Source organism: Staphylococcus sp. FW104-15G4D, from assembly GCF_058790135.1.
The window spans coordinates 56,036-76,753 of the sequence record NZ_JBYTCH010000005.1; the positions used below are offsets into that span (position 1 = coordinate 56,036).

Here is a 20,718-nt window from a genome sequence, read left to right on the forward strand (position 1 = left end):
AATATGAGAGTACATTTTCAACGTTAATACTCTAATTAAAAAAGGTGGTGAGATAATGGGCTCTCTAAAAGAGATTGATAATCGAATAAAATCGACTAAAAAGATGAAGCAAATCACTAAGGCGATGAACATGGTTTCTAGTTCTAAATTGCGTAGAGCAGAAAAGAATACGAAGCAGTTCAGACCTTATATGGAAAAAATGCAAGATGCTATTACTGCAGTAGCAGGTGCTAATAGTTCTTCTAACCATCCTATGCTTAAAGCTAGAGATGTAAAACGTAGTGGTTATTTAATCATTACTAGTGATAAAGGACTTGCAGGTGCTTATAGTACAAATGTATTAAAACGTTTAGTGAATGATATTAAAGCGAAACATAATGACAGTAGTGAATACAGTATTATTGTTTTAGGTCAACAAGGTGTTGATTTCTTTAATAATAGAGGTTATGAAATCGAAAGTTCTTTAGTTGACCTTCCGGATCAACCTTCATTTAAATCAGTTCAAGCGATTGCTAAGCACGCAATTGATTTATATAGCGAAGAAAATATTGATGAATTAACAATTTATTATAGTCACTATGTTAGTGTTCTTGAAAATAAACCAACAACTAAGCAAGTATTACCATTATCTCAAGAAGATTCTAGCCAAGGTCATGGTCAAATGTCATCTTACGAATTTGAACCTGACAAAGAATCTATTTTAAGTGTTATTCTACCGCAGTATGTCGAAAGCTTAATCTATGGAACTATTTTAGATGCTAAAGCAAGTGAACATGCTTCACGTATGACTGCAATGAAAAATGCTTCTGATAATGCGACTGAACTTATTGATGATTTATCATTAGAATATAATAGAGCGAGACAAGCAGCGATCACTCAACAAATCACTGAAATTGTTGGTGGTTCAGCAGCTCTTGAATAATATTAAAAGGAGGAAATCAACATGGGAATTGGCCGTGTAACTCAAGTTATGGGTCCAGTAATCGATGTTCGTTTTGAACATAATGAAGTTCCTGATATTAACAATGCCTTACACATCGAAGTTCCTAAAGAAGATAGCACACTTCATTTAACTTTAGAAGTTGCACTTCAATTAGGTGATGATGTAGTACGTACAATCGCAATGGACTCAACTGACGGCGTTCAAAGAGGTATGGAAGTTAAAGATACAGGTAAAGATATTAGCGTACCTGTTGGTGATGCAACTTTAGGAAGAGTATTTAACGTATTAGGAGAAACAATCGATTTAGATGAAAAGATTGATGATTCAGTACGTCGTGATCCTATTCATAGACAAGCACCTGGCTTCGATGAATTATCTACTAAAGTAGAAATCTTAGAAACAGGTATCAAAGTAGTAGACTTATTAGCACCTTACATTAAAGGTGGTAAAATTGGATTATTCGGTGGTGCCGGTGTTGGTAAGACAGTTTTAATCCAAGAACTTATCAATAATATCGCTCAAGAGCATGGTGGTATTTCAGTATTCGCCGGTGTTGGTGAACGTACACGTGAAGGTAACGACCTTTACTATGAAATGAGCGATAGTGGTGTAATTAAGAAAACAGCGATGGTATTCGGTCAGATGAACGAGCCACCTGGTGCTCGTATGCGTGTTGCATTATCAGGTTTAACAATGGCAGAATATTTCCGTGATGAAGAAGGCCAAGACGTATTATTATTCATTGATAATATCTTCAGATTCACACAAGCTGGTTCTGAAGTTTCAGCATTACTTGGACGTATGCCTTCAGCCGTTGGTTATCAACCAACACTTGCTACTGAAATGGGTCAATTACAAGAACGTATTAGTTCAACTAATAAAGGTTCTGTTACTTCAATTCAGGCGGTATTCGTTCCAGCCGATGACTATACAGACCCTGCGCCAGCAACTACATTCGCTCACTTAGATGCGACAACTAACTTAGAGCGTAAATTAACTGAAATGGGTATTTATCCTGCGGTTGATCCATTAGCTTCTACTTCTAGAGCGTTAGAACCATCAATCGTTGGTCAAGACCATTACGATGTAGCTCGTGAAGTTCAGTCTACTTTACAAAAATACAGAGAATTACAAGATATTATTGCAATTCTTGGTATGGATGAGTTATCAGATGAAGATAAACAAACTGTAGAACGTGCTCGTAGAATTCAATTCTTCTTATCACAAAACTTCCACGTAGCTGAGCAATTCACTGGTCAAAAAGGTTCTTATGTACCAGTTAAAACAACAGTATCAGATTTCAGAGATATCTTAGATGGTAAATACGATCATATTCCTGAAGATGCTTTCCGTTTAGTAGGTAGTATGCAAGACGTAATTGAAAAAGCCAAAGATATGGGTGTTGAAGTCTAATAATTAGGAGGTATGGATAATGAATACATTAAGCCTAAATATTGTCACTCCTAATGGTTCTGTCTACGAACGAGAAGATGTAGAACTAGCTGTATTACAAACAACAGCTGGTGAAATGGGTATCATGAGTGGACACATTCCAACAGTTGCCGCATTAAAAACTGGCTATGTTAAAGTTAACTTTCATAATGGTAACGAATATGTAGCAGTTAGTGATGGTTTTGTTGAAGTTAGACAACATAAATTATCAATTATCGTCCAAACAGCAGAAACTGCTAGCGAAATCGATGTTGAGAGAGCTAAATTGGCTAAGTCGAGAGCAGAATCACATTTAGAAGATGATGATGATAACAGTGACATTAATAGAGCCAAAAGAGCGTTAGAACGAGCTAATAACCGTTTACGTGTGGCTGAATTAAAATAACTAAAAAGGTTCGAGGCGTTATATACGCTTCGAACCTTTTTTTATTAAATATTTTAATTTCACAATCGGAATTATTAAAGTATCTTTATTAAGTTATTTCGTGTACAATGTTATACAGTAATCTTACGAAGGAGTAGAACATGGATTATCTTGGTCAATTTGCAATTGTACACCTTATCTTACATGTAATATGTATCTGTATAGCCTATTGGGCTCTAAACTCTGTTAGATTAGATCAATTTTTTAAAAAAGGTTATGCATTACAAGTGCAAATTTGTATGATATTTGTAGCTATTTTAATAGGTACATCGGTAAGTAATTTTATTGTCGATTTATTACAATATTCAACTCAAGTTAAGTATTTATTAAAGTAATTCAAAAACTGTTATTTATATCTAAAACTGGATATAATTATAAAATGAATATTAACTTATTAATCAGGGAAATGAATAAGTAATAGGAGTTATAAGTGGAGGATTTAAGATGGATAAAATAGTAATTAATGGTGGAAACCGATTAACAGGTGAAGTTAAAGTTGAAGGTGCAAAAAATGCTGTATTACCAGTATTAACAGCTTCTTTATTAGCTTCAGAGGGGCAAAGTAAACTTGTTAACGTTCCAGCTTTAAGTGATGTAGAGACGATAAATAATGTTTTATCAACACTTAATGCAGATGTTTCATATAATAAAGAAGAAAATGCAGTTAAAGTTGATGCTACTCAAAAATTGAATGAAGAGGCTCCATATGAATATGTGAGTAAAATGAGAGCGAGTATTTTAGTAATGGGGCCATTACTTGCTAGACTCGGACATGCAATTGTAGCGTTACCTGGTGGTTGTGCAATTGGTAGTAGACCGATTGAACAACATATCAAAGGATTTGAAGCACTAGGAGCCGAAATTCATTTAGAAAATGGTAATATTTATGCTAATGCTAAAAATGGATTAAAAGGTACTCAAATTCATTTAGATTTTCCAAGTGTAGGAGCAACACAAAATATTATCATGGCAGCTTCACTTGCATCAGGTAAATCAATTATTGAAAATGCTGCTAAAGAACCAGAAATTGTAGATTTAGCCAACTATATTAATGAAATGGGCGGTAAAATTACTGGTGCTGGAACAGATACAATCACTATACACGGTGTTGATAAATTACATGGTGTAGAACATTCAATCATTCCAGATAGAATTGAAGCGGGAACATTATTAATCGCCGGTGCAATCACACGTGGAGATATCTTTGTTCGAGGTGCCATCAAAGAGCATATGGCAAGCTTAGTATATAAACTTGAAGAGATGGGGGTTAATTTAGACTTCAAAGAAGACGGTATTCAAGTTTCTGCTGAAGGTGACTTAAAGCCTGTTGATGTAAAAACATTACCACATCCAGGTTTCCCAACTGATATGCAATCACAAATGATGGCTTTATTACTTACAGCAAATGGGCATAAAGTTATTACTGAAACGGTCTTTGAAAATAGATTTATGCATGTAGCCGAGTTTAGAAGAATGAATGCAAATATTAATGTTGAAGGTAGAAGCGCTAAAATTGAAGGAAAAAGTCAATTACAAGGCGCGCAAGTTAAAGCTACAGATTTAAGAGCTGCAGCAGCATTGATCTTAGCAGGTTTAGTTGCAGATGGTACTACACAAGTTACTGAACTTAAGCATTTAGATCGAGGTTATGTAAATTTACACGGAAAATTAAAAGACCTTGGTGCAGATATTAAGCGTATTAATGATTAAATCATTTTTAAACATCAAAGTTTACATTTCGGAGGTTTAATATAATGGAAACAATTTTTGACTATAATCAAATTAAACAAATTATCCCTCATAGACAACCGTTCTTATTAATTGATAGAGTTGTTGAATATGAAGAGGGAAAACGTTGCGTGGGTTTAAAGCAAGTTTCTGGTAATGAACCATTTTTCCAAGGGCATTTTCCTGAATACGCAGTAATGCCAGGTGTATTAATAACTGAAGCACTAGCTCAAACTGGAGCCGTAGCGATGTTAAACAATGAAGAGAATAAAGGTAAAATAGCTTTATTCGCTGGTATTGATAAATGTCGTTTCAAAAAACAAGTGACACCTGGTGATACGTTAATGTTAGAAGTAGAAATTACTAAAATTAAAGGACCAATAGGTAAAGGTAGTGCGAAAGCTACAGTCGATGGTCAACTTGCTTGTAGCTGTGAACTAATATTTGCTATTCAAGATGCTTAAACTATTCCATATTATAAAAGGAGTGTATCAAGAACTAATTAAAATGAATTAGTTCCTTTTACACTCCTTTTTTTATTTATTTAATTTCTCTCGAATTTTTCTTCTTTTAGTTTAGGTTTAGATTGCATCATTCGATTAAAGGTCTTCTTGAGCTCTTCACCAGTTAAACCATCATCTACCAATTCCTCTAGCAAGCTTTCGGCATAGACTTGTCGTAACGTATAAATATGACATTCAAAAACAACAGACATTGATTTTTTAAAATTAGCGACATTTTTAACCGTAGCATCAAATAAAGCTGGATCATTTGCAGGTCTAGTGATGACTACTCTAATATCTAATAATTGTTTATCATCCATATATGTTTTAAATGTTTCATAGTGCTCATTTGAAATAACAATCTCAAGTAACCAGCCTGTTCCACTACCTTCTTTATTTATAATAACGCCATCTTCGATTTCATATTCTGAAACGCCACCATTCTCATTTACAATTTGAAACCGAACAGCCTTAAATGTTTTCATTATTTCACATCCCAATTGTTTTTTAAATATACAATAAATTAAATTATAAGCAGTTATGAACTTAATTAATGATTATTTTCTTTAAATATATCAAAAACATACTACAAATAGCTATCATTTTAAGGGTATTTGTAATTTTGACCAAATTATAACCCGTCAATTATTATGTATTACAAGAAGGAGGTGACACATGTTAAACAAAATAGTAATAGTAGGAAGGTTGACTAAAGATGCTCAAATTTATGAGAAGGAGGATAATAAGGTCGCAACATTTTGTGTAGCAACTGAAAGAAATTACAAAGATGAAAATAATGAAATATCAAGTGATTATTTATTGTGTAAAGCTTTCGGCAAAACAGCAACCAATATCGAAAAATATACTAGTCAAGGTACATTAGTAGGTATAACAGGACAAATGCGTTCAAGAAAATATGAAAAAGAAGGACAAACGCATTTTGTAACCGAACTATATGTAGAAACAATTAAATTTATGTCTCCAAAAACTAAACATAATGAAATCCTCTCTCAAAATCAATACGATGAAGACACTTATCATTCAGACGACATTGAAATTATTAATATCTAAAAATTAATTCTCTCCCTAAACTCCATCCTATTTTTAATAAAAATTAAATTATCCTTTTCTTTCAATTATACTCAAGCGACCTACTTTGATCGGCCAATATTAAAGTAAGGTCGCTTTTAATATTTAAGTCATCAATCATTCAATCAACTTATAATTATCTGACAGATTTCAATTATATTACAAACTTGTTTAAGAATCGATACAATCTCAAAACTGTCATGACAGTTTTGAGTAGAAATTTAATTCCAATTATATTTAATATTCATTGTAATTCGAGTGTAAAAAAGAGCTTGTTTTTTTTATTTCACTGTAACCTACACTGTTTATACAGATGTTAGAGTAGTACTTGTAAATTAGTTAAGAAAACAAATCACTTTTAGGAGGATTTTTAATAATGAAAAAGACAATTATTGCATCATCATTAGCAGTAGGATTAGGCGTTGTAGCAGGTAATGCTGGACACGACGCACACGCAAGTGAAGCAACAAACGTTGATAAAGCAGAATTAGCTCAAAAAGCTCAATCAAATGACCAATCATTAAACGAAAGCCCTATCCAAAAAGGTGCTTATAACGTAAACTTTGATTACAATGGTTTCAATTATCACTTTGAATCAAATGGTACTCACTGGAGCTGGAACTATGCACAAAATGGTCAAGCTACTCCACAACAAGATGTAAGCAACCAAACTTCAGCTGCCCAAGTAAGTTCACAACAACAAACTAGCCAAGCTCAACAAGCTCAACCAGAACAAACTTCTGCTCCACAAACTGAGCAAACTCAACAACCACAAGCTAAAGCAACTACTTCTTACAGTGCACCAACTAACAACACTGCAAGTAGTCAAGCTTCATCAAACCAAGCTTCAAGTGGTTCATCAGTAAACTTAAATTCACACTTAAAACAAATTGCTCAACGTGAATCAGGTGGCGACATCCACGCTATCAACCCTTCAACTGGCGCAGCTGGTAAATTCCAATTCTTACAATCAACTTGGGATTCAGTAGCTCCAGAACAATATAAAGGTCAATCTCCAGCTAACGCTCCTGAAAGCGTACAAGACGCTGCAGCAGTTAAATTATACAACACTGCAGGCGCTAGCCAATGGGTAACTGCATAATTTAAATATATGATTATTAACCATCTTCTCAATATGAGAAGATGGTTTTTTTATTTAGAAGCACATTTAATTGATTTAGTGAGAGTCGTTTGATAATGTAATTATTGAATTAAATAAATATTAACTACTAGGGGAGCCACAAGGCTGAGATGATATGATTCAGACCCTTATAACCTGATTTGGTTAGTACCAACGTAGGAAAGTAGTCTTTATCAAATAAGCATCGCTATGCCCAGATTTAGCTACTTTTCATTGTTGGAAAGTAGTTTTTTTATTATCCAAGGAGGCTTATTTAATGAAATTTTCACAAGAATTAAGGGAAGAAGCTCAACCAATTATTGAAAGAATTTACAATGATAACTTTATTCAAGAATTATTAGTTGGGACTTTACCTAAACAAGCAGTACGTCAATATTTAAGAGCGGATGCATCATATTTAAAAGAATTTACAAACTTATATGCCTTACTTATTCCAAAGGTTCACACTATGCAAGATGTAAAATTCTTAGTTGAACAGATTGAATTCATGTTAGATGGTGAAGTAGAGGCACATGAAGTACTGGCTGATTATATCAATGAATCTTATGAAGAAATTGTTAAAGAAAAAGTTTGGCCACCAAGTGGAGATCACTATATTAAGCATATGTATTATAATGCTTATGCTCACGAAAATGCAGCATACACTATAGCTGCAATGGCACCTTGTCCTTACGTCTATGCAGTTATAGCTAAGCGTGCGATTAAAGATCCTAAATTAAATAAAGATTCAATTACCGCAAAGTGGTTTGATTTTTATAGTACTGAAATGGATCCACTTGTTGATGTTTTCGATCAATTGATGGACCGTTTAACAGAAGAATGTACTGACAAAGAAAAGCAAGAAATCAAAGAAAACTTCTTGCAAAGTACAGTACATGAGCGTCATTTCTTTAATATGGCTTATATCGATGAAAAATGGGATTTTGGAGGAGAAAACCATGAATAAACCTAAAATAGCATTAACGATAGCTGGAACAGATCCCACTGGTGGCGCAGGGGTAATGGCTGATTTAAAATCTTTCCATTCATGTGGCGTATACGGTATGGCAGCAATCACTAGCATTGTCGCGCAAAATACTCTAGGTGTTCAGAGCATTCATAATTTGGAAACAAGTTGGGTACAAGAGCAACTTGATAGTGTTTTTGATGATGAATTACCACATGCTATAAAAACAGGAATGATTGCGACTAAAGAAACAATGGAACTGATACAAAGTTATTTGAAAAAGTATTCAGATATTCCTTATGTTATTGATCCTGTTATGTTGGCGAAGAGTGGAGATTCACTCATGGACGATGATACTAAATCTCACTTACAAACTACCTTATTACCTTTAGCTGATGTTGTAACACCAAATATTCCTGAAGCAGAGGAAATTACTGGTTTGAAAATAGATAGTGAAGACAATATCCGCAAAGCAGGAGATATTTTTATCAATGAGATTGGTAGTAAAGGCGTTGTTATTAAAGGTGGTCATTCTGCTGATTTAAATAACGCTAAAGATTTCTTATTTACGAAGGACGATGTTTATACTTTTGAAAATAAACGCTTCGATACTAAACATACACACGGAACTGGTTGTACATTTTCAGCAGTAATCACTGCAGAACTAGCTAAAGGTCGTTCTATACATCAAGCAGTAGAAAAAGCTAAGTCGTTTATTTCAATGAGTATTGAACATACGCCTGAAATTGGTAAAGGGAGAGGTCCAGTGAATCACTTTGCATATTTAAAGAAAGTAGGTTTAGATGATGAATAATTTAGAAAGATTACGTTCAGAAAATCCACTTATTGTTTGCTATACCAATGACGTTGTTAAAAATTTTACAGCTAACGGGTTACTTAGTTTAGGAGCAAGTCCAGCAATGAGTGAAGCACCTGAAGAAGCAGAAGAATTTTACAAAGTGGCAAGTGCATTAGTGATTAATATAGGTACACTAACTCATGATAATGAAGAAGGTATTATGAAAATAGGGAGAATCGCTAACGAACAAGGTACGCCAATTGTCTTCGACCCAGTGGCAGTAGGCGCGTCTTCTTACAGAAAACAATTTTGTAAGAGATTTTTAGAACAAATTGAAGTTTCTGTAATAAAGGGAAACGCATCAGAACTACTTACGCTTGTTGACTCTCAAACTACGATGAAAGGAACAGATAGTGATAGTTCACTTGATGCAGTTGAAATTGCTAGAAAGGCCCATAAAAATCTCGAAACAGCAATTGTCATTACAGGTAAGGAAGACGTTGTCGCACAAAATAATCAAATTGTTAAACTTGCTAATGGCTCACCTCTTCTAGCTAAAATTACCGGTGCAGGTTGCCTTTTAGGAGGAGTAGTGGCAAGCTTCTTATTTAGAAATACTCGACCAGAAATTGAACAGTTAATTGAAGCGGTTAGTGTGTACAATATTGCTGCAGAATTAGCTGAAAATAAAAACCATGTCCATGGCCCTGGATCATTTTTACCAGAATTGCTCGATCAAATGTATCAAATTGATGAGACAACATTTGAAAAATATGTACATAAAGTAGAGGTTTAATCTTATATGTTTAGCTCAGAGCAATTACAAGTATATTTTATTTGTGGAACTCAAGATATACCAGAAAATAGAACCATTGAACAAGTACTTGATGAGGCTTTGAAATCCGGAATCACTATGTATCAATTTCGTGAAAAGGGCCCATCATCTTTAATAGGTGAAGAGAAGAAACAGTTAGCAATAAATTTAAAACGAAAATGCGAGAGATATCACGTACCATTCATTGTCAATGACGATATAGAGTTAGCAAAAGATATTGATGCTGATGGCGTTCATGTTGGTCAGGATGATAAAGAAGTTAAAGATTTTGCTATGCAGTTTAGAAATAAAATTATAGGTTTGAGTGTGGGTAATTTAGATGAGTATCAACAATCGGATTTATCTCAAGTGGATTACATAGGTGTAGGGCCTATGTATACCACTTCGTCAAAAGATGATGCTAACGCTCCTGTTGGTCCTCATATGATTACAAAATTGCGAGATTATGTTGGAGAATTACCTATTGTAGCAATAGGTGGTATTAATGAAACAAATATTGAACCAATTGCTGAAGCCTGTGCTGATGGCGTTTCAGTAATTTCTGCAATAACTAGAAGTAAGAATATTGACAAGACTGTTAAGCATTTTCGTAAATACTTTAATTAATCAATATATTTTTCCACTTTTTGTTTTCTACTATAGTATGAGTATGATAAAATGAATCCTATGTGAATATTACAATAGAGGTGGAAAAATGAAGAAAAAAGCGTTACTACCTTTGTTTTTAGGGATAATGGTTTTTCTAGCAGGGTGTGACTACTCTAAACCTGAAAAGCAGGACGGATTCTTCTTTAATACATTCGTTCAGCCAATGAAACATCTCTTACAATGGTTAGGAAATGATGTATTTAATAACGACTATGGACTAGCGATTATTATCTTAGTTCTTGTTATACGTTTAATCTTGTTACCATTCATGTTATCAAACTATAAAAATAGTCATATGATGCGTGAAAAAATGAAAGTAGCTAAGCCAGAAGTTGATGGTATTCAAGAAAAAGTTAAACGTGCTCGTACTCAAGAAGAGAAAATGGCGGCAAACCAAGAATTGATGGAAGTTTATAAAAAATATGATATGAATCCGATGAAGAGCATGCTCGGTTGTTTACCAATGCTTATTCAAATGCCAATTATCATGGGATTATATTTCGTATTAAAAGATAAACTTGTTAATGGACTTTCTGATCATCCACATTTCTTATGGTTTAATTTAACTAAACCAGATATTTGGATTACGATTATTGCCGGTGTTCTTTACTTTGTTCAAGCATATGTTTCAAGTAAAACGATGCCTCAAGAGCAACGCCAAATGGGATACATGATGATGATTGTTTCACCAATCATGATTATTTGGATTTCATTACAAGCGTCATCTGCACTTGGTTTATATTGGTCAGTCAGTGCCTTATTCTTAGTAATACAAACGCATTTTGCAAATATGTATTACTCTAAACTTGCTAAAAAAGAAGTTCAACCTTTCATCGAACAATATGAAAAAGAACATAATCCGTCTTCTAATAAAAAAGGCAAAAATACGCAAGTTGTTTCTAAAAAGAATAAGAAATAGGTTATAAGAAAAGCCAGCAAATTAAATTATGATTTGCTGGCTTTTTCATGTGCCAAATTTACAAATTTGTGTTGTTATTGAAATTCCATTCGTGTAAAAATTGTTTTAAGAATTGAAGCATAAAATGATGACGTTCTTCAGCAAGCTTTCTTCCAGTTGAGGTATGCATTAAACTTTTAAGTTTTAATAATTTTTCGTAAAAGTGCTTAATTGCTGAAGGATCAAATGCTTCAATATTATCAGTATGTAGTGATTCGAATGGCACGTTAGATTCAGTCCACATTGGTTCGCCGAAATATCCAGCGAATTGAAAAGTTCGAGCAATTCCGATTGCGCCTAGCGCATCCAAACGATCAGCATCTCTTACGATTTGCCCTTCAATTGATAATGTGGCTTGATTGTTTTTCCCACCACGGTAACTCATATTTTGTATGATATGTAAAACATGTTGAATATCATCTTGGGTTAAGTCAATCGTTTCTAGAAAAGTAGAAAGTTTATCATATGCTTGTTCTTCATTCGTTATTTTGCTATCCACTGTGTCATGTAATAAAGCGGCAAGTTCTATAATCGTTGTATGTACTAAACCCTCATTTAAAGCGATATACTTTGCTAATGTATGAACCCGTTCTACATGCGTGATATCGTGCCCAGTGTGATCATCTTTATGAACCATTTTCATATAGTTACATGCGTGTTTAATTTTTAATTCATTTTCCATAATAGTCTCCTTCACATATTAAAAAGGTCTAGGAACAACCCAGACCTTTCAATTTATTATAGAATTGGTGACAATAATTGAGAAATACCTTCTTTAAATTTAATCCAAGTACTGCGTTGCTCGTATCTTTCTTCTGTAAGTCTAGATGACACTTTCATATCGTTAATAAATGCTTGCTTAAGGGAGCGTGCGACACTCTCATCATAAATAAAGGCATTTACTTCAAAATTCAATGTGAAACTACGATTATCCATATTAGCAGTACCTACACTTGCGAGTTCATCATCGATGACCAATACTTTAGAATGTAGGAAGCCATTCTCGTAATGATACACCTTTACGCCGGCCTCAAGTAAAGATGCGACATTTTTAAGTGTAGCCCAGTATACGAATGGATGGTCTGGCATACTTGGAATCATAATATTGACTTCCACACCACCAAGTGCAGCAATTTTAATCGAGTCTAAAAATGCTTGATCTGGTATAAAGTAGGGGGATTGAATATAAATTGATTCTTTAGCTGATGATATCATTTTTAAGTAACCGTATTTGATTTGTTCCCAATCTTCATCAGGTCCACTAGAAGCGATTTGAATGCCGATTGTTCCTCCAGAATTAACATCAGGGAAATATCGTTCTTGATAAGTTAAATTGTCTCGGGTAGATTGTGAATTCCAATCTAAAATAAATCGAAGTTGTAATGCATTTACAGCATCACCTACAATACGTAGATGCGTGTCACGCCAGTAACCAAACTTCTTAGATTTACCTAAATATTCATCACCTACATTGAAACCACCAACATAACCAATTTTACCGTCGATAATAACGATTTTTCTGTGGTTTCGGTTATTCATACGTAAATTAATTAATGGCAATTTTGATGGGAAGAATGATTCAGCATGCCCACCTTTATTTCTAAAATGTTTTAAATCCTTTTTACGTAAGTCCCTCGAACCCATATCGTCATATAGCATTTTCACTTCAATGCCTTCTTCGGCTTTCTTTTCAAGCTCACTAAGAATTTGTTTCCCAAGTCCATCACTATGAAAGATATAGTACTGAATATGTATGTAGTCTTGAGCATTACGAATATCATTAATTAAATCATCGAATTTTTGTTGACCATCAGTATAAATAGTTAAATCATTATCAGTCGTTAGAAAGGCAGCATTATTATAAAGTAACATTTGCACCATTTCTTTAAATTTAACTATTTGATGGTTACCTTTAGAGAAATCTTGTTTCTTGAGCGCTTCCAATTGCTCATCGACAATCATTTCTAAACCGACTTTATCTTCTTTATTTAATTTAAAGATTTGATCTCTTTGGATTTGACGACCTAGCAATAGATATAAAATGAACCCAATTAAAGGTAGAAATACGAGCACAAGTAACCATGCCCATATAGAATTAGCTGTACGTCTCTCCATAAAGATAATTGTAAATGCAAAGATCAAGTTTAAAATGAAAGCGCCAATTAAGATAACATTAATGATTATATTTGAATGGTGAAGCGCCATAGTAAAGACTTCTAACATATGGTACCTCCTTTGTATTTCTCATAATTTCGTTGAAGATATTCAAAAAAGTTTTAACTATACAATTATAGCATGAAGAATGTTGAATATCATAGTCGGTTTTATTTTAAAAAGTGAATGAATCAATTGACTTAATAATTATTGAATAATACGATGATGAAGAATAAAGAAACGAGGTGACGCTTGTGACTGAAAATGAAACTGCACATCACTCAGAGCAAACGAAAGCAAATTTAAAGTCACGATTAAATCGTATCGAAGGTCAAGTACGTGCAATTAATCGAATGATTGAAGACGATGTGTATTGCGATGATGTTTTAACTCAAATAAGAGCGACACGCTCTGCTTTAAACAGTGTGGCTACTAAATTGTTAGATCATCATATGAAAAGTTGTATTATGAATAAAGTGAATAATGGTGCACAAGAAGAAGCGATGGAAGAACTATTGGTTACTTTTCAAAAATTAATTAAAGATTAATGAGGTAGAATACAATGGAAAATGGAATTGTTTATGTTGCTAATATTGAGACTATAGAGGAAGAAAACCAATTAAAGACACGTTTAGAAAATATGATTGGTGTCGAAAAAGTAGATATTGATAGTAAAGTAGGAGAAATAAAGGTATTATTTGAAACGCCTGCGAATTTAAATAGTATTGAAAAAGAAGTATATGATTCTGGCTTTCGCGTGCGTTATTAGAGTAATGTTCAATTTACTTATATATAGCATATTTATAGATTTGTAAATAATTTTTTAAAATTTAACAATTGATGTAGTAAAGTAGTATAAATTGGGGTATGATAATTTTGAAGTCAATCCAAACGAGGTGATTATAGTGAAGAATCCAGATAAGATTCAAAACGTAGTCAAATTATTGTCATCATTAGGTGTGAATATTAAAAAAACTAAATCTCGTTTAGATATTATTAATACTTTACCTACATCTAATCAAGTAAGTCATGAGTTAAAATAATTTGCTTAAATGATCAAAAGCACTCACTATGTGTGAGTGCTTTTTTGTTTGTAAATTATGCAGTTTTAGCAGTATCTAAAGTATCAGGTTCTTGATAACGCTTAGGTTCATGATAATAAATAGATAGAATGACACCTATGCCTGTCATTAAACTCCAAAGTGAGCTCCCACCATAACTAATAAATGGTAAAGGTATACCAGTAATTGGTAATAATTGAACCGTCATTCCAACATTTTGAAGTACATGGAAGACGATAAGAGAAACATACCCGATAATAAAGACTTTATTATATTGACTATTGATTTTGCTTGCTAATCTAATTAAATGAAACACTAAAAATAAGAATATGAGAATTAGCACAACAGACCCAATGAAGCCCATCTCTTCGCCTACAACTGAGAAGATAAAGTCTGTATGATTTTCAGGGATATAAACTTCACCGTGATTGTAACCTTTACCTATTAATTGACCAGATCCAATTGCTTTAAGTGATTCAGTTAAATGATATCCATCGCCACTACTATAAGTATAAGGATCCAACCAAGAATTAATTCGTCCCATTTGATACATCTTAATTCCTAATAGATTTTCAATTAATGTAGGTTTGAAAATGATAGCTAAAATAATACTAGCACCACCTAAAATTGCTGCGATAAATATAGGTGCAAGGATTCTCCAAGTAATACCACTAACCATCATAACACCGGCGATAACTGCACAAATAACAAGCGTAGTACCGAGGTCATTTTGTAATAAAATTAATAGCATAGGAAATATTGAAACACCTATAATTTTTAAAAATAGCATTAAATCTGACTGGAACGATTTGTTAAAAGTAAATTGATTATGTCTAGAAACTGTTTTAGCTAGGGCTAAAATTAAAATAATCTTCATAAATTCTGAAGGTTGAATACTTATAGGTCCAAAGCTATACCAACTTTTCGCACCGTTGATCACAGGTGTGATGGCTGTTTCAGGTAAAATAAGCAATCCTATGAGTAAAACACAAAAAATGAAATATAAGAGATATGTATTATGTTTAATTTTCTTAGGGGAAACTATCATAATGAGAAATGCCATAATAGCTCCGAGGATGTAATAAATAATTTGTCTAATACTGAAGTTCGCACTATATTGTCCGCCACCCATTGCAGAACTAATTAGTGTTACGCTTATGATTGCTAACACAGTAATTACCAGCACTAATATCCAGTCGACTTTACGAAACCAATGTTTGCTTGGTTGTTGACGAGATGAATAATTCATTTCCTACTCCTTTATAATCATGCGCGTATTAATATGATATATGAATGATTCATTTGTAGCATAAACCATTCATGAATCTATATAAAATCATAATTTAATGGTTAATAAATAGTCTACATTGATTTTACATGACTTTTTTTAAATTTGCTAGAATATCAAAGTGGCAAGTCGACAAATTATATAGAAATAAGTTTTCTTTTCCATTCAAAGGTAGAGGAATTAAAACAGTCACTAAAAATTAGATTTATTGATGGATTATCAAATGCAATTGATTTTAGAAATATGATAATATTAAGTTTCAGAGACCGTTATGTACATTGAGCTATACATAATAAATAAAATATCACAATTATTAAACAGATAAATGGCATATAAGCCGAGTAATTGTAATGGAGGAAAACGAAATGACAAAAGAGAATATTTGTATCGTTTTTGGAGGAAAAAGTGCTGAACATGATGTTTCAATATTAACAGCACAAAACGTATTAAACGCAATTAACAAAGATCAATATCAAATAGATATTATTTATATTACAAATGATGGTGAATGGAAGAAGAAAGAAAACATCACTGATGAAATTAAATCTACTGACGAATTAGTTTTAAATAATGTTGAAGCGGGAGAAATATCACAATTATTAAGTAAAGGTAGTACTGGACGTTCTTATGATGCAGTATTCCCACTTTTACATGGACCTAATGGTGAAGACGGTACGATTCAAGGATTATTCGAAGTATTAGATATTCCATATGTAGGTAATGGTGTGTTAGCAGCTTCAAGTTCTATGGACAAATTAGTTATGAAACAATTGTTTGAACATAGAGGATTACCTCAATTACCATACATTAGTTTCTTAAGAAGTGAATATGAAAAGTATGAGAACAACATTATTAAATTAGTTAATGATAAATTAACTTACCCAGTTTTCGTGAAACCTGCTAACTTAGGTTCAAGTGTTGGTATTAGTAAATGTAATAATGAAGAAGAACTTAAATCAGGTATTGAGGAAGCTTTCCAATTTGACCGTAAACTTGTAATTGAACAAGGAATTGAAGCACGTGAAATTGAAGTGGCTGTATTGGGTAATGACTATCCTGAAACTACATGGCCTGGAGAAGTTGTTAAAGATGTGGCATTTTATGATTACAAATCTAAATATAAAGATGGTAAAGTTCAGCTTCAAATACCAGCCGATTTAGATCAAGACGTTCAAATGACATTACGTAATATGGCGTTAGAGGCTTTTAAAGCCACTGATTGTTCAGGTTTAGTACGTGCAGATTTCTTTGTTACAGAAGACAACCAAATCTATATTAATGAAACAAATGCTATGCCAGGATTTACTTCATTCAGTATGTATCCAAGCTTGTGGGAGAATATGGGATTATCATATCCAGATTTAATTGCAAAATTAATAAATCTCGCTAAAGAACGTCATGAAGATAAAAAGAAAAATAAATATAAAATTGATTAATAGAGGATTTTAAATATGATTAACGTTACATTAGAACAAATCAAACATTGGATATCTTGCGAAATTGATGAACAATATTTAAGCCATTCTATCAATGGTGTAACTATTGATTCTCGTAACATTGAAAAGGATATGCTTTTTATCCCATTCAAAGGTGAGAACGTAGATGGCCATCGATTTGTTGCACAAGCTTTAAAGGATGGTGCTGGTGCTTCATTTTCAGAAAAGGGAACTGAGTTAAGCGAGGATATCGAAGGTCCAATCATTTGGGTTGAAGATACACTTAAAGCATTACAAGACTTAGCCAAAGCATATCTTAAATATGTGAACCCTAAAGTGATTGCAGTAACTGGATCAAACGGTAAAACGACTACAAAAGATATGATTGAGAGTGTTTTAACGACAGAATTTAAAGTAAAGAAAACACAAGGTAACTATAATAATGAGATTGGAATGCCTTTAACAATATTAGACTTAGATGAAGATACAGAAATTTCTATTCTTGAAATGGGCATGTCTGGCTTCCATGAGATAGAGTTATTATCTTCAATTGCTCAACCGGATATTGCAGTCATCACAAATATTGGTGAATCACATATGCAAGATTTAGGTTCAAGAGAGGGTATTGCTAAAGCCAAGTCTGAAATTACTATTGGTCTTAAAGAGAATGGGACATTCATATACGACGGTGATGAACCATTACTAAAACCGCATCTCGAACAATTAAATAAAGCAAAATTAATAAGTGTAGGTTTAGGTAATAGTAATACGCTCGTATGTCATGTTGATGATATAGAAACAGAAGGTATCGCTTTTACAATAAATGATAAAGAAAGCTTTACACTACCTATCCTAGGTACGCACAATATGAAAAATGCGACGATAGCCATTGCGATAGGACATGAACTTGGTTTGTCATATGAAACAATAAAAGACAATATTAATCATGTTAAGTTAACAGGTATGCGTATGGAGCGTCACCAGACTACTAATAACGTAACTGTCATTAATGATGCTTATAATGCAAGTCCGACAAGTATGAAAGCTGCCATCGATACGCTAAGTAGTATGGAAGGGCGAAAAATCCTTATTCTAGCAGATGTTTTAGAGCTAGGTGAAAATAGTCAATCTATGCACGAAGAAGTCGGGGCTTATCTCAATAATAAAGCAATTGATGTATTATACACTTATGGTGATGAAGCACGATTTATTTTTAACACAGGTCAAAATGAAGTGCCTACTGCACAACACTTTGATGATAAAAGTGAACTGATTAAAGAATTGAAGACTATTGTGAAAGAAAACGATAAAATATTGGTTAAAGGTTCACGAGGTATGAAACTTGAAGAAGTAGTCGAAGCATTAATTTAATATTTTAAAGTAAATGAACATGCATATTTCAATATTCTCGATCTAAACGTTGATGAGTAAGTTGAAATGCATGTTTTTTTGCGTTGAAAATGATTTAAAAATTTTAACCGCTTACATCATGTGATGCGCTATCTTTTTTAAGAGTAATAAATTTAAAATTTAAGAGTAAAACAAAGAAAGTAAGTAACTGCTTTATTGCTATAATATTTTTAAGGTGGTACTATATAGAAGTTGATGAAACAAAAGTGAACATATATGCAAAAACGTATATTAAGAAATAAACACTTAAAAAGGAGAATTATTTTGCAAAATTTTAAAGAATTAGGGATCTCGGATAGAACGGTTCAAACACTGGAATCTATGGGATTTAAAGAACCTACACCTATCCAAAAAGACAGTATCCCTTATGCGTTAGAAGGAGACGACATCCTTGGTCAAGCCCAAACAGGTACGGGGAAAACAGGGGCTTTTGGTATTCCTTTAATTGAAAAAGTTGTAGGCCAACAAGGCGTACAATCACTCATTTTAGCGCCAACAAGAGAACTTGCTATGCAAGTTGCGGAACAATTAAGAGAGTTTAGTAAAGGCCAAAATGTTCAAGTCGTTACGGTCTTCGGTGGAATGCCGATTGAACGACAAATAAAAGCACTTAAAAGAGGACCACAAATCGTAGTAGGAACTCCAGGACGTGTAATTGATCACCTAAATCGTCGTACTTTAAAAACTAATGGTATTCATACATTAATTTTAGATGAAGCTGACGAAATGATGAATATGGGATTCATCGACGATATGAGATTTATTATGGACAAAATTCCATTTGACCAGCGTCAAACAATGTTATTCTCAGCGACTATGCCTAAAGCAATTCAAGACTTAGTTCAACAATTTATGAAGACGCCTAAAATCATTAAAACAATGAATAATGAAATGTCAGATCCACAAATAGATGAATACTATACTATTGTTAAAGAATTAGAGAAATTTGATACATTTACAAATTTCCTTGATGTGCATCAACCAGATTTAGCGATTGTATTTGGACGTACGAAACGTCGTGTTGATGAATTAACTAGTGCGCTATTATCTAAAGGTTATAAAGCAGAAGGCTTGCATGGTGATATTACTCAAGCTAAACGTTTAGAAGTCTTGAAGAAATTCAAAAATGACCAAATTGACATTTTAGTTGCCACTGACGTAGCAGCTAGAGGTTTGGATATTTCAGGTGTAAGTCACGTTTATAACTTTGATATCCCTCAAGATACAGAAAGCTATACTCATCGTATAGGTCGAACAGGACGTGCAGGTAAAGAAGGTATCGCGGTAACATTTGTAAATCCAATTGAAATGGATTATATACGTCAAATTGAAGATGTCAATGGACGTCGAATGAACGCTTTAAGACCACCACATCGTAAAGAAGTACTTAAAGCTCGTGAAGACGATATTAAAGAAAAAGTTCAAAACTGGATGTCTAAAGACAGTGAACCTCGTTTACAACGCATTTCAAGTGAATTACTTGAAGAATATGACAGCACTGAGTTAGTTGCATCATTGCTACAAGAATTAGTAGAAGCAAACGATGAAGTTGAAGTACAGTTAACGTTTGAGAAACCATTAGCACGTAAGAATCGCAATAGTAGAGGTGGCGGTTCAAGAAGAGGCAACAATAACAAACGTGGCAATGGCAAATTTGATAATAAAAATAGACGTTCAAAAGGGTCTAAAGGTCATTCAAATAAAAAGAAAAATAATAAAAAATTCGAACGTCGTGATAAACAAAATAAAGGTTCAAACCAATCAATGAGAGGCCGTACATTTGCCGATCATCAAAAATAATCGATGATGTTATTAACCAGTTAAGTCTATTGACTTAGCTGGTTTTTTTAGATTTAAAGCTTTATTTAGACCTATCACACTCTATGCTATAATGTGAGTAAAT

General features: G+C 33.2%; 23 protein-coding genes and 1 riboswitch. Of the genes, 19 read left to right on the forward strand and 4 right to left on the reverse strand.

The features are described from left to right. The first annotated feature begins 55 nt into the window (after positions 1 to 55). The 6 genes from atpG to fabZ all read left to right on the forward strand — a co-directional run bounded on the left by atpG (position 56) and on the right by fabZ (position 5,011). Positions 56 to 922, forward strand: a complete 867-nt coding sequence (atpG, locus tag AC3WQX_RS11260; RefSeq protein WP_002435866.1) for an ATP synthase F1 subunit gamma — start codon at positions 56 to 58, stop codon at positions 920 to 922. 21 nt (positions 923 to 943) lie between these two features. Continuing rightward, positions 944 to 2,356, forward strand: coding sequence for a F0F1 ATP synthase subunit beta (gene atpD / locus AC3WQX_RS11265; protein WP_002435865.1), 1,413 nt, complete (start codon positions 944 to 946; stop codon positions 2,354 to 2,356). Between the two features lie 19 nt (positions 2,357 to 2,375). Continuing rightward, positions 2,376 to 2,780 (forward strand): F0F1 ATP synthase subunit epsilon, encoded by a 405-nt coding sequence (locus AC3WQX_RS11270; protein ID WP_002435826.1) that lies wholly within the window; start codon positions 2,376 to 2,378, stop codon positions 2,778 to 2,780. Positions 2,781 to 2,920: 140 nt separating this feature from the next. After that, the gene (locus tag AC3WQX_RS11275; RefSeq protein ID WP_002453705.1) at positions 2,921 to 3,154 is read left to right on the forward strand and encodes a DUF1146 family protein; all 234 of its coding nucleotides are present in this window, start codon (positions 2,921 to 2,923) and stop codon (positions 3,152 to 3,154) included. Positions 3,155 to 3,263: 109 nt separating this feature from the next. Next, positions 3,264 to 4,529 carry a UDP-N-acetylglucosamine 1-carboxyvinyltransferase gene (gene murA / locus AC3WQX_RS11280; RefSeq protein WP_002435807.1) on the forward strand — a complete coding sequence of 422 codons (1,266 nt, stop codon included), beginning with the start codon at positions 3,264 to 3,266 and terminating at the stop codon, positions 4,527 to 4,529. A 44-nt stretch (positions 4,530 to 4,573) separates the two neighbouring features. Continuing rightward, on the forward strand, positions 4,574 to 5,011 hold the full coding sequence (gene fabZ / locus AC3WQX_RS11285) for a 3-hydroxyacyl-ACP dehydratase FabZ (protein WP_023351358.1): 438 nt from the start codon (positions 4,574 to 4,576) through the stop codon (positions 5,009 to 5,011). 80 nt (positions 5,012 to 5,091) lie between these two features. Here fabZ and AC3WQX_RS11290 read toward each other — a convergent pair whose 3' ends face one another. Further along, a complete protein-coding gene (locus tag AC3WQX_RS11290) occupies positions 5,092 to 5,535 on the reverse strand; it encodes a YwpF-like family protein (protein WP_002435823.1) in 444 nt (147 codons plus the stop codon). 190 nt (positions 5,536 to 5,725) lie between these two features. On the opposite strand from AC3WQX_RS11290, the gene AC3WQX_RS11295 reads away from it, so the two are divergent. The 7 genes from AC3WQX_RS11295 (at position 5,726) to yidC (ending at position 11,427) form a co-directional block, all read left to right on the forward strand. After that, positions 5,726 to 6,121 carry a single-stranded DNA-binding protein gene (locus AC3WQX_RS11295; RefSeq protein WP_023351359.1) on the forward strand — a complete coding sequence of 132 codons (396 nt, stop codon included), beginning with the start codon at positions 5,726 to 5,728 and terminating at the stop codon, positions 6,119 to 6,121. Positions 6,122 to 6,515: 394 nt separating this feature from the next. Further along, complete coding sequence (locus tag AC3WQX_RS11300; protein WP_023351360.1) at positions 6,516 to 7,241, forward strand: transglycosylase family protein; 726 nt, start codon at positions 6,516 to 6,518, stop codon at positions 7,239 to 7,241. A gap of 119 nt (positions 7,242 to 7,360) precedes the next feature. After that, positions 7,361 to 7,459: riboswitch (TPP riboswitch) on the forward strand. 77 nt (positions 7,460 to 7,536) lie between these two features. Beyond that, complete coding sequence (gene tenA, locus AC3WQX_RS11305; RefSeq protein WP_002435801.1) at positions 7,537 to 8,226, forward strand: thiaminase II; 690 nt, start codon at positions 7,537 to 7,539, stop codon at positions 8,224 to 8,226. After that, positions 8,219 to 9,040 carry a bifunctional hydroxymethylpyrimidine kinase/phosphomethylpyrimidine kinase gene (gene thiD, locus AC3WQX_RS11310; RefSeq protein ID WP_002435497.1) on the forward strand — a complete coding sequence of 274 codons (822 nt, stop codon included), beginning with the start codon at positions 8,219 to 8,221 and terminating at the stop codon, positions 9,038 to 9,040. Before tenA ends, thiD begins: the two co-directional genes overlap by 8 nt. Further along, entirely contained in the window at positions 9,033 to 9,821 is a 789-nt protein-coding gene (gene thiM / locus AC3WQX_RS11315) for a hydroxyethylthiazole kinase (RefSeq protein WP_023351361.1), read from the forward strand. The genes thiD and thiM overlap by 8 nt, the downstream gene beginning before the upstream one ends. A 6-nt stretch (positions 9,822 to 9,827) precedes the next feature. Further along, positions 9,828 to 10,466, forward strand: coding sequence for a thiamine phosphate synthase (gene thiE / locus AC3WQX_RS11320; protein ID WP_023351362.1), 639 nt, complete (start codon positions 9,828 to 9,830; stop codon positions 10,464 to 10,466). An 88-nt stretch (positions 10,467 to 10,554) separates the two neighbouring features. Next, positions 10,555 to 11,427 (forward strand): membrane protein insertase YidC, encoded by an 873-nt coding sequence (gene yidC / locus AC3WQX_RS11325; protein ID WP_002435877.1) that lies wholly within the window; start codon positions 10,555 to 10,557, stop codon positions 11,425 to 11,427. A gap of 58 nt (positions 11,428 to 11,485) precedes the next feature. Here the strand turns inward: yidC and AC3WQX_RS11330 are convergent, their stop codons facing one another. Together AC3WQX_RS11330 and cls are read right to left on the reverse strand one after the other, a co-directional pair. After that, on the reverse strand, positions 11,486 to 12,148 hold the full coding sequence (locus AC3WQX_RS11330) for an HD domain-containing protein (RefSeq protein WP_023351363.1): 663 nt from the start codon (positions 12,146 to 12,148) through the stop codon (positions 11,486 to 11,488). A 56-nt stretch (positions 12,149 to 12,204) separates the two neighbouring features. After that, positions 12,205 to 13,689, reverse strand: a complete 1,485-nt coding sequence (cls, locus tag AC3WQX_RS11335; protein WP_002435854.1) for a cardiolipin synthase — start codon at positions 13,687 to 13,689, stop codon at positions 12,205 to 12,207. A 185-nt stretch (positions 13,690 to 13,874) separates the two neighbouring features. Here cls and csoR point away from each other — a divergent pair, with 185 nt between their 5' ends. From csoR to AC3WQX_RS11350, 3 genes are all read left to right on the forward strand, one after another. Continuing rightward, on the forward strand, positions 13,875 to 14,168 hold the full coding sequence (gene csoR / locus AC3WQX_RS11340) for a copper-sensing transcriptional repressor CsoR (protein WP_002435858.1): 294 nt from the start codon (positions 13,875 to 13,877) through the stop codon (positions 14,166 to 14,168). Between the two features lie 14 nt (positions 14,169 to 14,182). After that, positions 14,183 to 14,389 carry a putative copper chaperone CsoZ gene (csoZ, locus tag AC3WQX_RS11345; protein WP_023351364.1) on the forward strand — a complete coding sequence of 69 codons (207 nt, stop codon included), beginning with the start codon at positions 14,183 to 14,185 and terminating at the stop codon, positions 14,387 to 14,389. 136 nt (positions 14,390 to 14,525) lie between these two features. Continuing rightward, the gene (locus AC3WQX_RS11350; RefSeq protein WP_002435861.1) at positions 14,526 to 14,663 is read left to right on the forward strand and encodes an Lmo0850 family protein; all 138 of its coding nucleotides are present in this window, start codon (positions 14,526 to 14,528) and stop codon (positions 14,661 to 14,663) included. A gap of 55 nt (positions 14,664 to 14,718) precedes the next feature. Here the strand turns inward: AC3WQX_RS11350 and AC3WQX_RS11355 are convergent, their stop codons facing one another. Further along, the gene (locus tag AC3WQX_RS11355; protein WP_023351365.1) at positions 14,719 to 15,930 is read right to left on the reverse strand and encodes an FtsW/RodA/SpoVE family cell cycle protein; all 1,212 of its coding nucleotides are present in this window, start codon (positions 15,928 to 15,930) and stop codon (positions 14,719 to 14,721) included. A gap of 404 nt (positions 15,931 to 16,334) precedes the next feature. On the opposite strand from AC3WQX_RS11355, the gene AC3WQX_RS11360 reads away from it, so the two are divergent. From AC3WQX_RS11360 to cshA, 3 genes are all read left to right on the forward strand, one after another. Continuing rightward, on the forward strand, positions 16,335 to 17,405 hold the full coding sequence (locus AC3WQX_RS11360; RefSeq protein WP_002435813.1) for a D-alanine--D-alanine ligase: 1,071 nt from the start codon (positions 16,335 to 16,337) through the stop codon (positions 17,403 to 17,405). Positions 17,406 to 17,420: 15 nt separating this feature from the next. Next, a complete protein-coding gene (locus tag AC3WQX_RS11365) occupies positions 17,421 to 18,776 on the forward strand; it encodes a UDP-N-acetylmuramoyl-tripeptide--D-alanyl-D-alanine ligase (RefSeq protein WP_023351368.1) in 1,356 nt (451 codons plus the stop codon). Between the two features lie 303 nt (positions 18,777 to 19,079). Next, positions 19,080 to 20,615: a degradosome RNA helicase CshA gene (gene cshA, locus AC3WQX_RS11370; protein WP_023351369.1), complete on the forward strand. Its 1,536-nt coding sequence runs from the start codon at positions 19,080 to 19,082 to the stop codon at positions 20,613 to 20,615. The last annotated feature ends 103 nt before the right edge of the window (positions 20,616 to 20,718 follow it).

What these genes read in the sequence shown, in the direction of transcription:
- atpG (WP_002435866.1), top strand. Translation starts at nt 56, where the DNA reads ATGGGCTCTCTAAAAGAGATTGATAATCGAATAAAATCGACTAAAAAG.
- atpD (WP_002435865.1), top strand. Translation starts at nt 944, where the DNA reads ATGGGAATTGGCCGTGTAACTCAAGTTATGGGTCCAGTAATCGATGTT.
- AC3WQX_RS11270 (WP_002435826.1), top strand. Translation starts at nt 2,376, where the DNA reads ATGAATACATTAAGCCTAAATATTGTCACTCCTAATGGTTCTGTCTAC.
- AC3WQX_RS11275 (WP_002453705.1), top strand. Translation starts at nt 2,921, where the DNA reads ATGGATTATCTTGGTCAATTTGCAATTGTACACCTTATCTTACATGTA.
- murA (WP_002435807.1), top strand. Translation starts at nt 3,264, where the DNA reads ATGGATAAAATAGTAATTAATGGTGGAAACCGATTAACAGGTGAAGTT.
- fabZ (WP_023351358.1), top strand. Translation starts at nt 4,574, where the DNA reads ATGGAAACAATTTTTGACTATAATCAAATTAAACAAATTATCCCTCAT.
- AC3WQX_RS11290 (WP_002435823.1), bottom strand. Translation starts at nt 5,535, where the DNA reads ATGAAAACATTTAAGGCTGTTCGGTTTCAAATTGTAAATGAGAATGGT.
- AC3WQX_RS11295 (WP_023351359.1), top strand. Translation starts at nt 5,726, where the DNA reads ATGTTAAACAAAATAGTAATAGTAGGAAGGTTGACTAAAGATGCTCAA.
- AC3WQX_RS11300 (WP_023351360.1), top strand. Translation starts at nt 6,516, where the DNA reads ATGAAAAAGACAATTATTGCATCATCATTAGCAGTAGGATTAGGCGTT.
- tenA (WP_002435801.1), top strand. Translation starts at nt 7,537, where the DNA reads ATGAAATTTTCACAAGAATTAAGGGAAGAAGCTCAACCAATTATTGAA.
- thiD (WP_002435497.1), top strand. Translation starts at nt 8,219, where the DNA reads ATGAATAAACCTAAAATAGCATTAACGATAGCTGGAACAGATCCCACT.
- thiM (WP_023351361.1), top strand. Translation starts at nt 9,033, where the DNA reads ATGAATAATTTAGAAAGATTACGTTCAGAAAATCCACTTATTGTTTGC.
- thiE (WP_023351362.1), top strand. Translation starts at nt 9,828, where the DNA reads ATGTTTAGCTCAGAGCAATTACAAGTATATTTTATTTGTGGAACTCAA.
- yidC (WP_002435877.1), top strand. Translation starts at nt 10,555, where the DNA reads ATGAAGAAAAAAGCGTTACTACCTTTGTTTTTAGGGATAATGGTTTTT.
- AC3WQX_RS11330 (WP_023351363.1), bottom strand. Translation starts at nt 12,148, where the DNA reads ATGGAAAATGAATTAAAAATTAAACACGCATGTAACTATATGAAAATG.
- cls (WP_002435854.1), bottom strand. Translation starts at nt 13,689, where the DNA reads ATGTTAGAAGTCTTTACTATGGCGCTTCACCATTCAAATATAATCATT.
- csoZ (WP_023351364.1), top strand. Translation starts at nt 14,183, where the DNA reads ATGGAAAATGGAATTGTTTATGTTGCTAATATTGAGACTATAGAGGAA.
- AC3WQX_RS11355 (WP_023351365.1), bottom strand. Translation starts at nt 15,930, where the DNA reads ATGAATTATTCATCTCGTCAACAACCAAGCAAACATTGGTTTCGTAAA.
- AC3WQX_RS11360 (WP_002435813.1), top strand. Translation starts at nt 16,335, where the DNA reads ATGACAAAAGAGAATATTTGTATCGTTTTTGGAGGAAAAAGTGCTGAA.
- AC3WQX_RS11365 (WP_023351368.1), top strand. Translation starts at nt 17,421, where the DNA reads ATGATTAACGTTACATTAGAACAAATCAAACATTGGATATCTTGCGAA.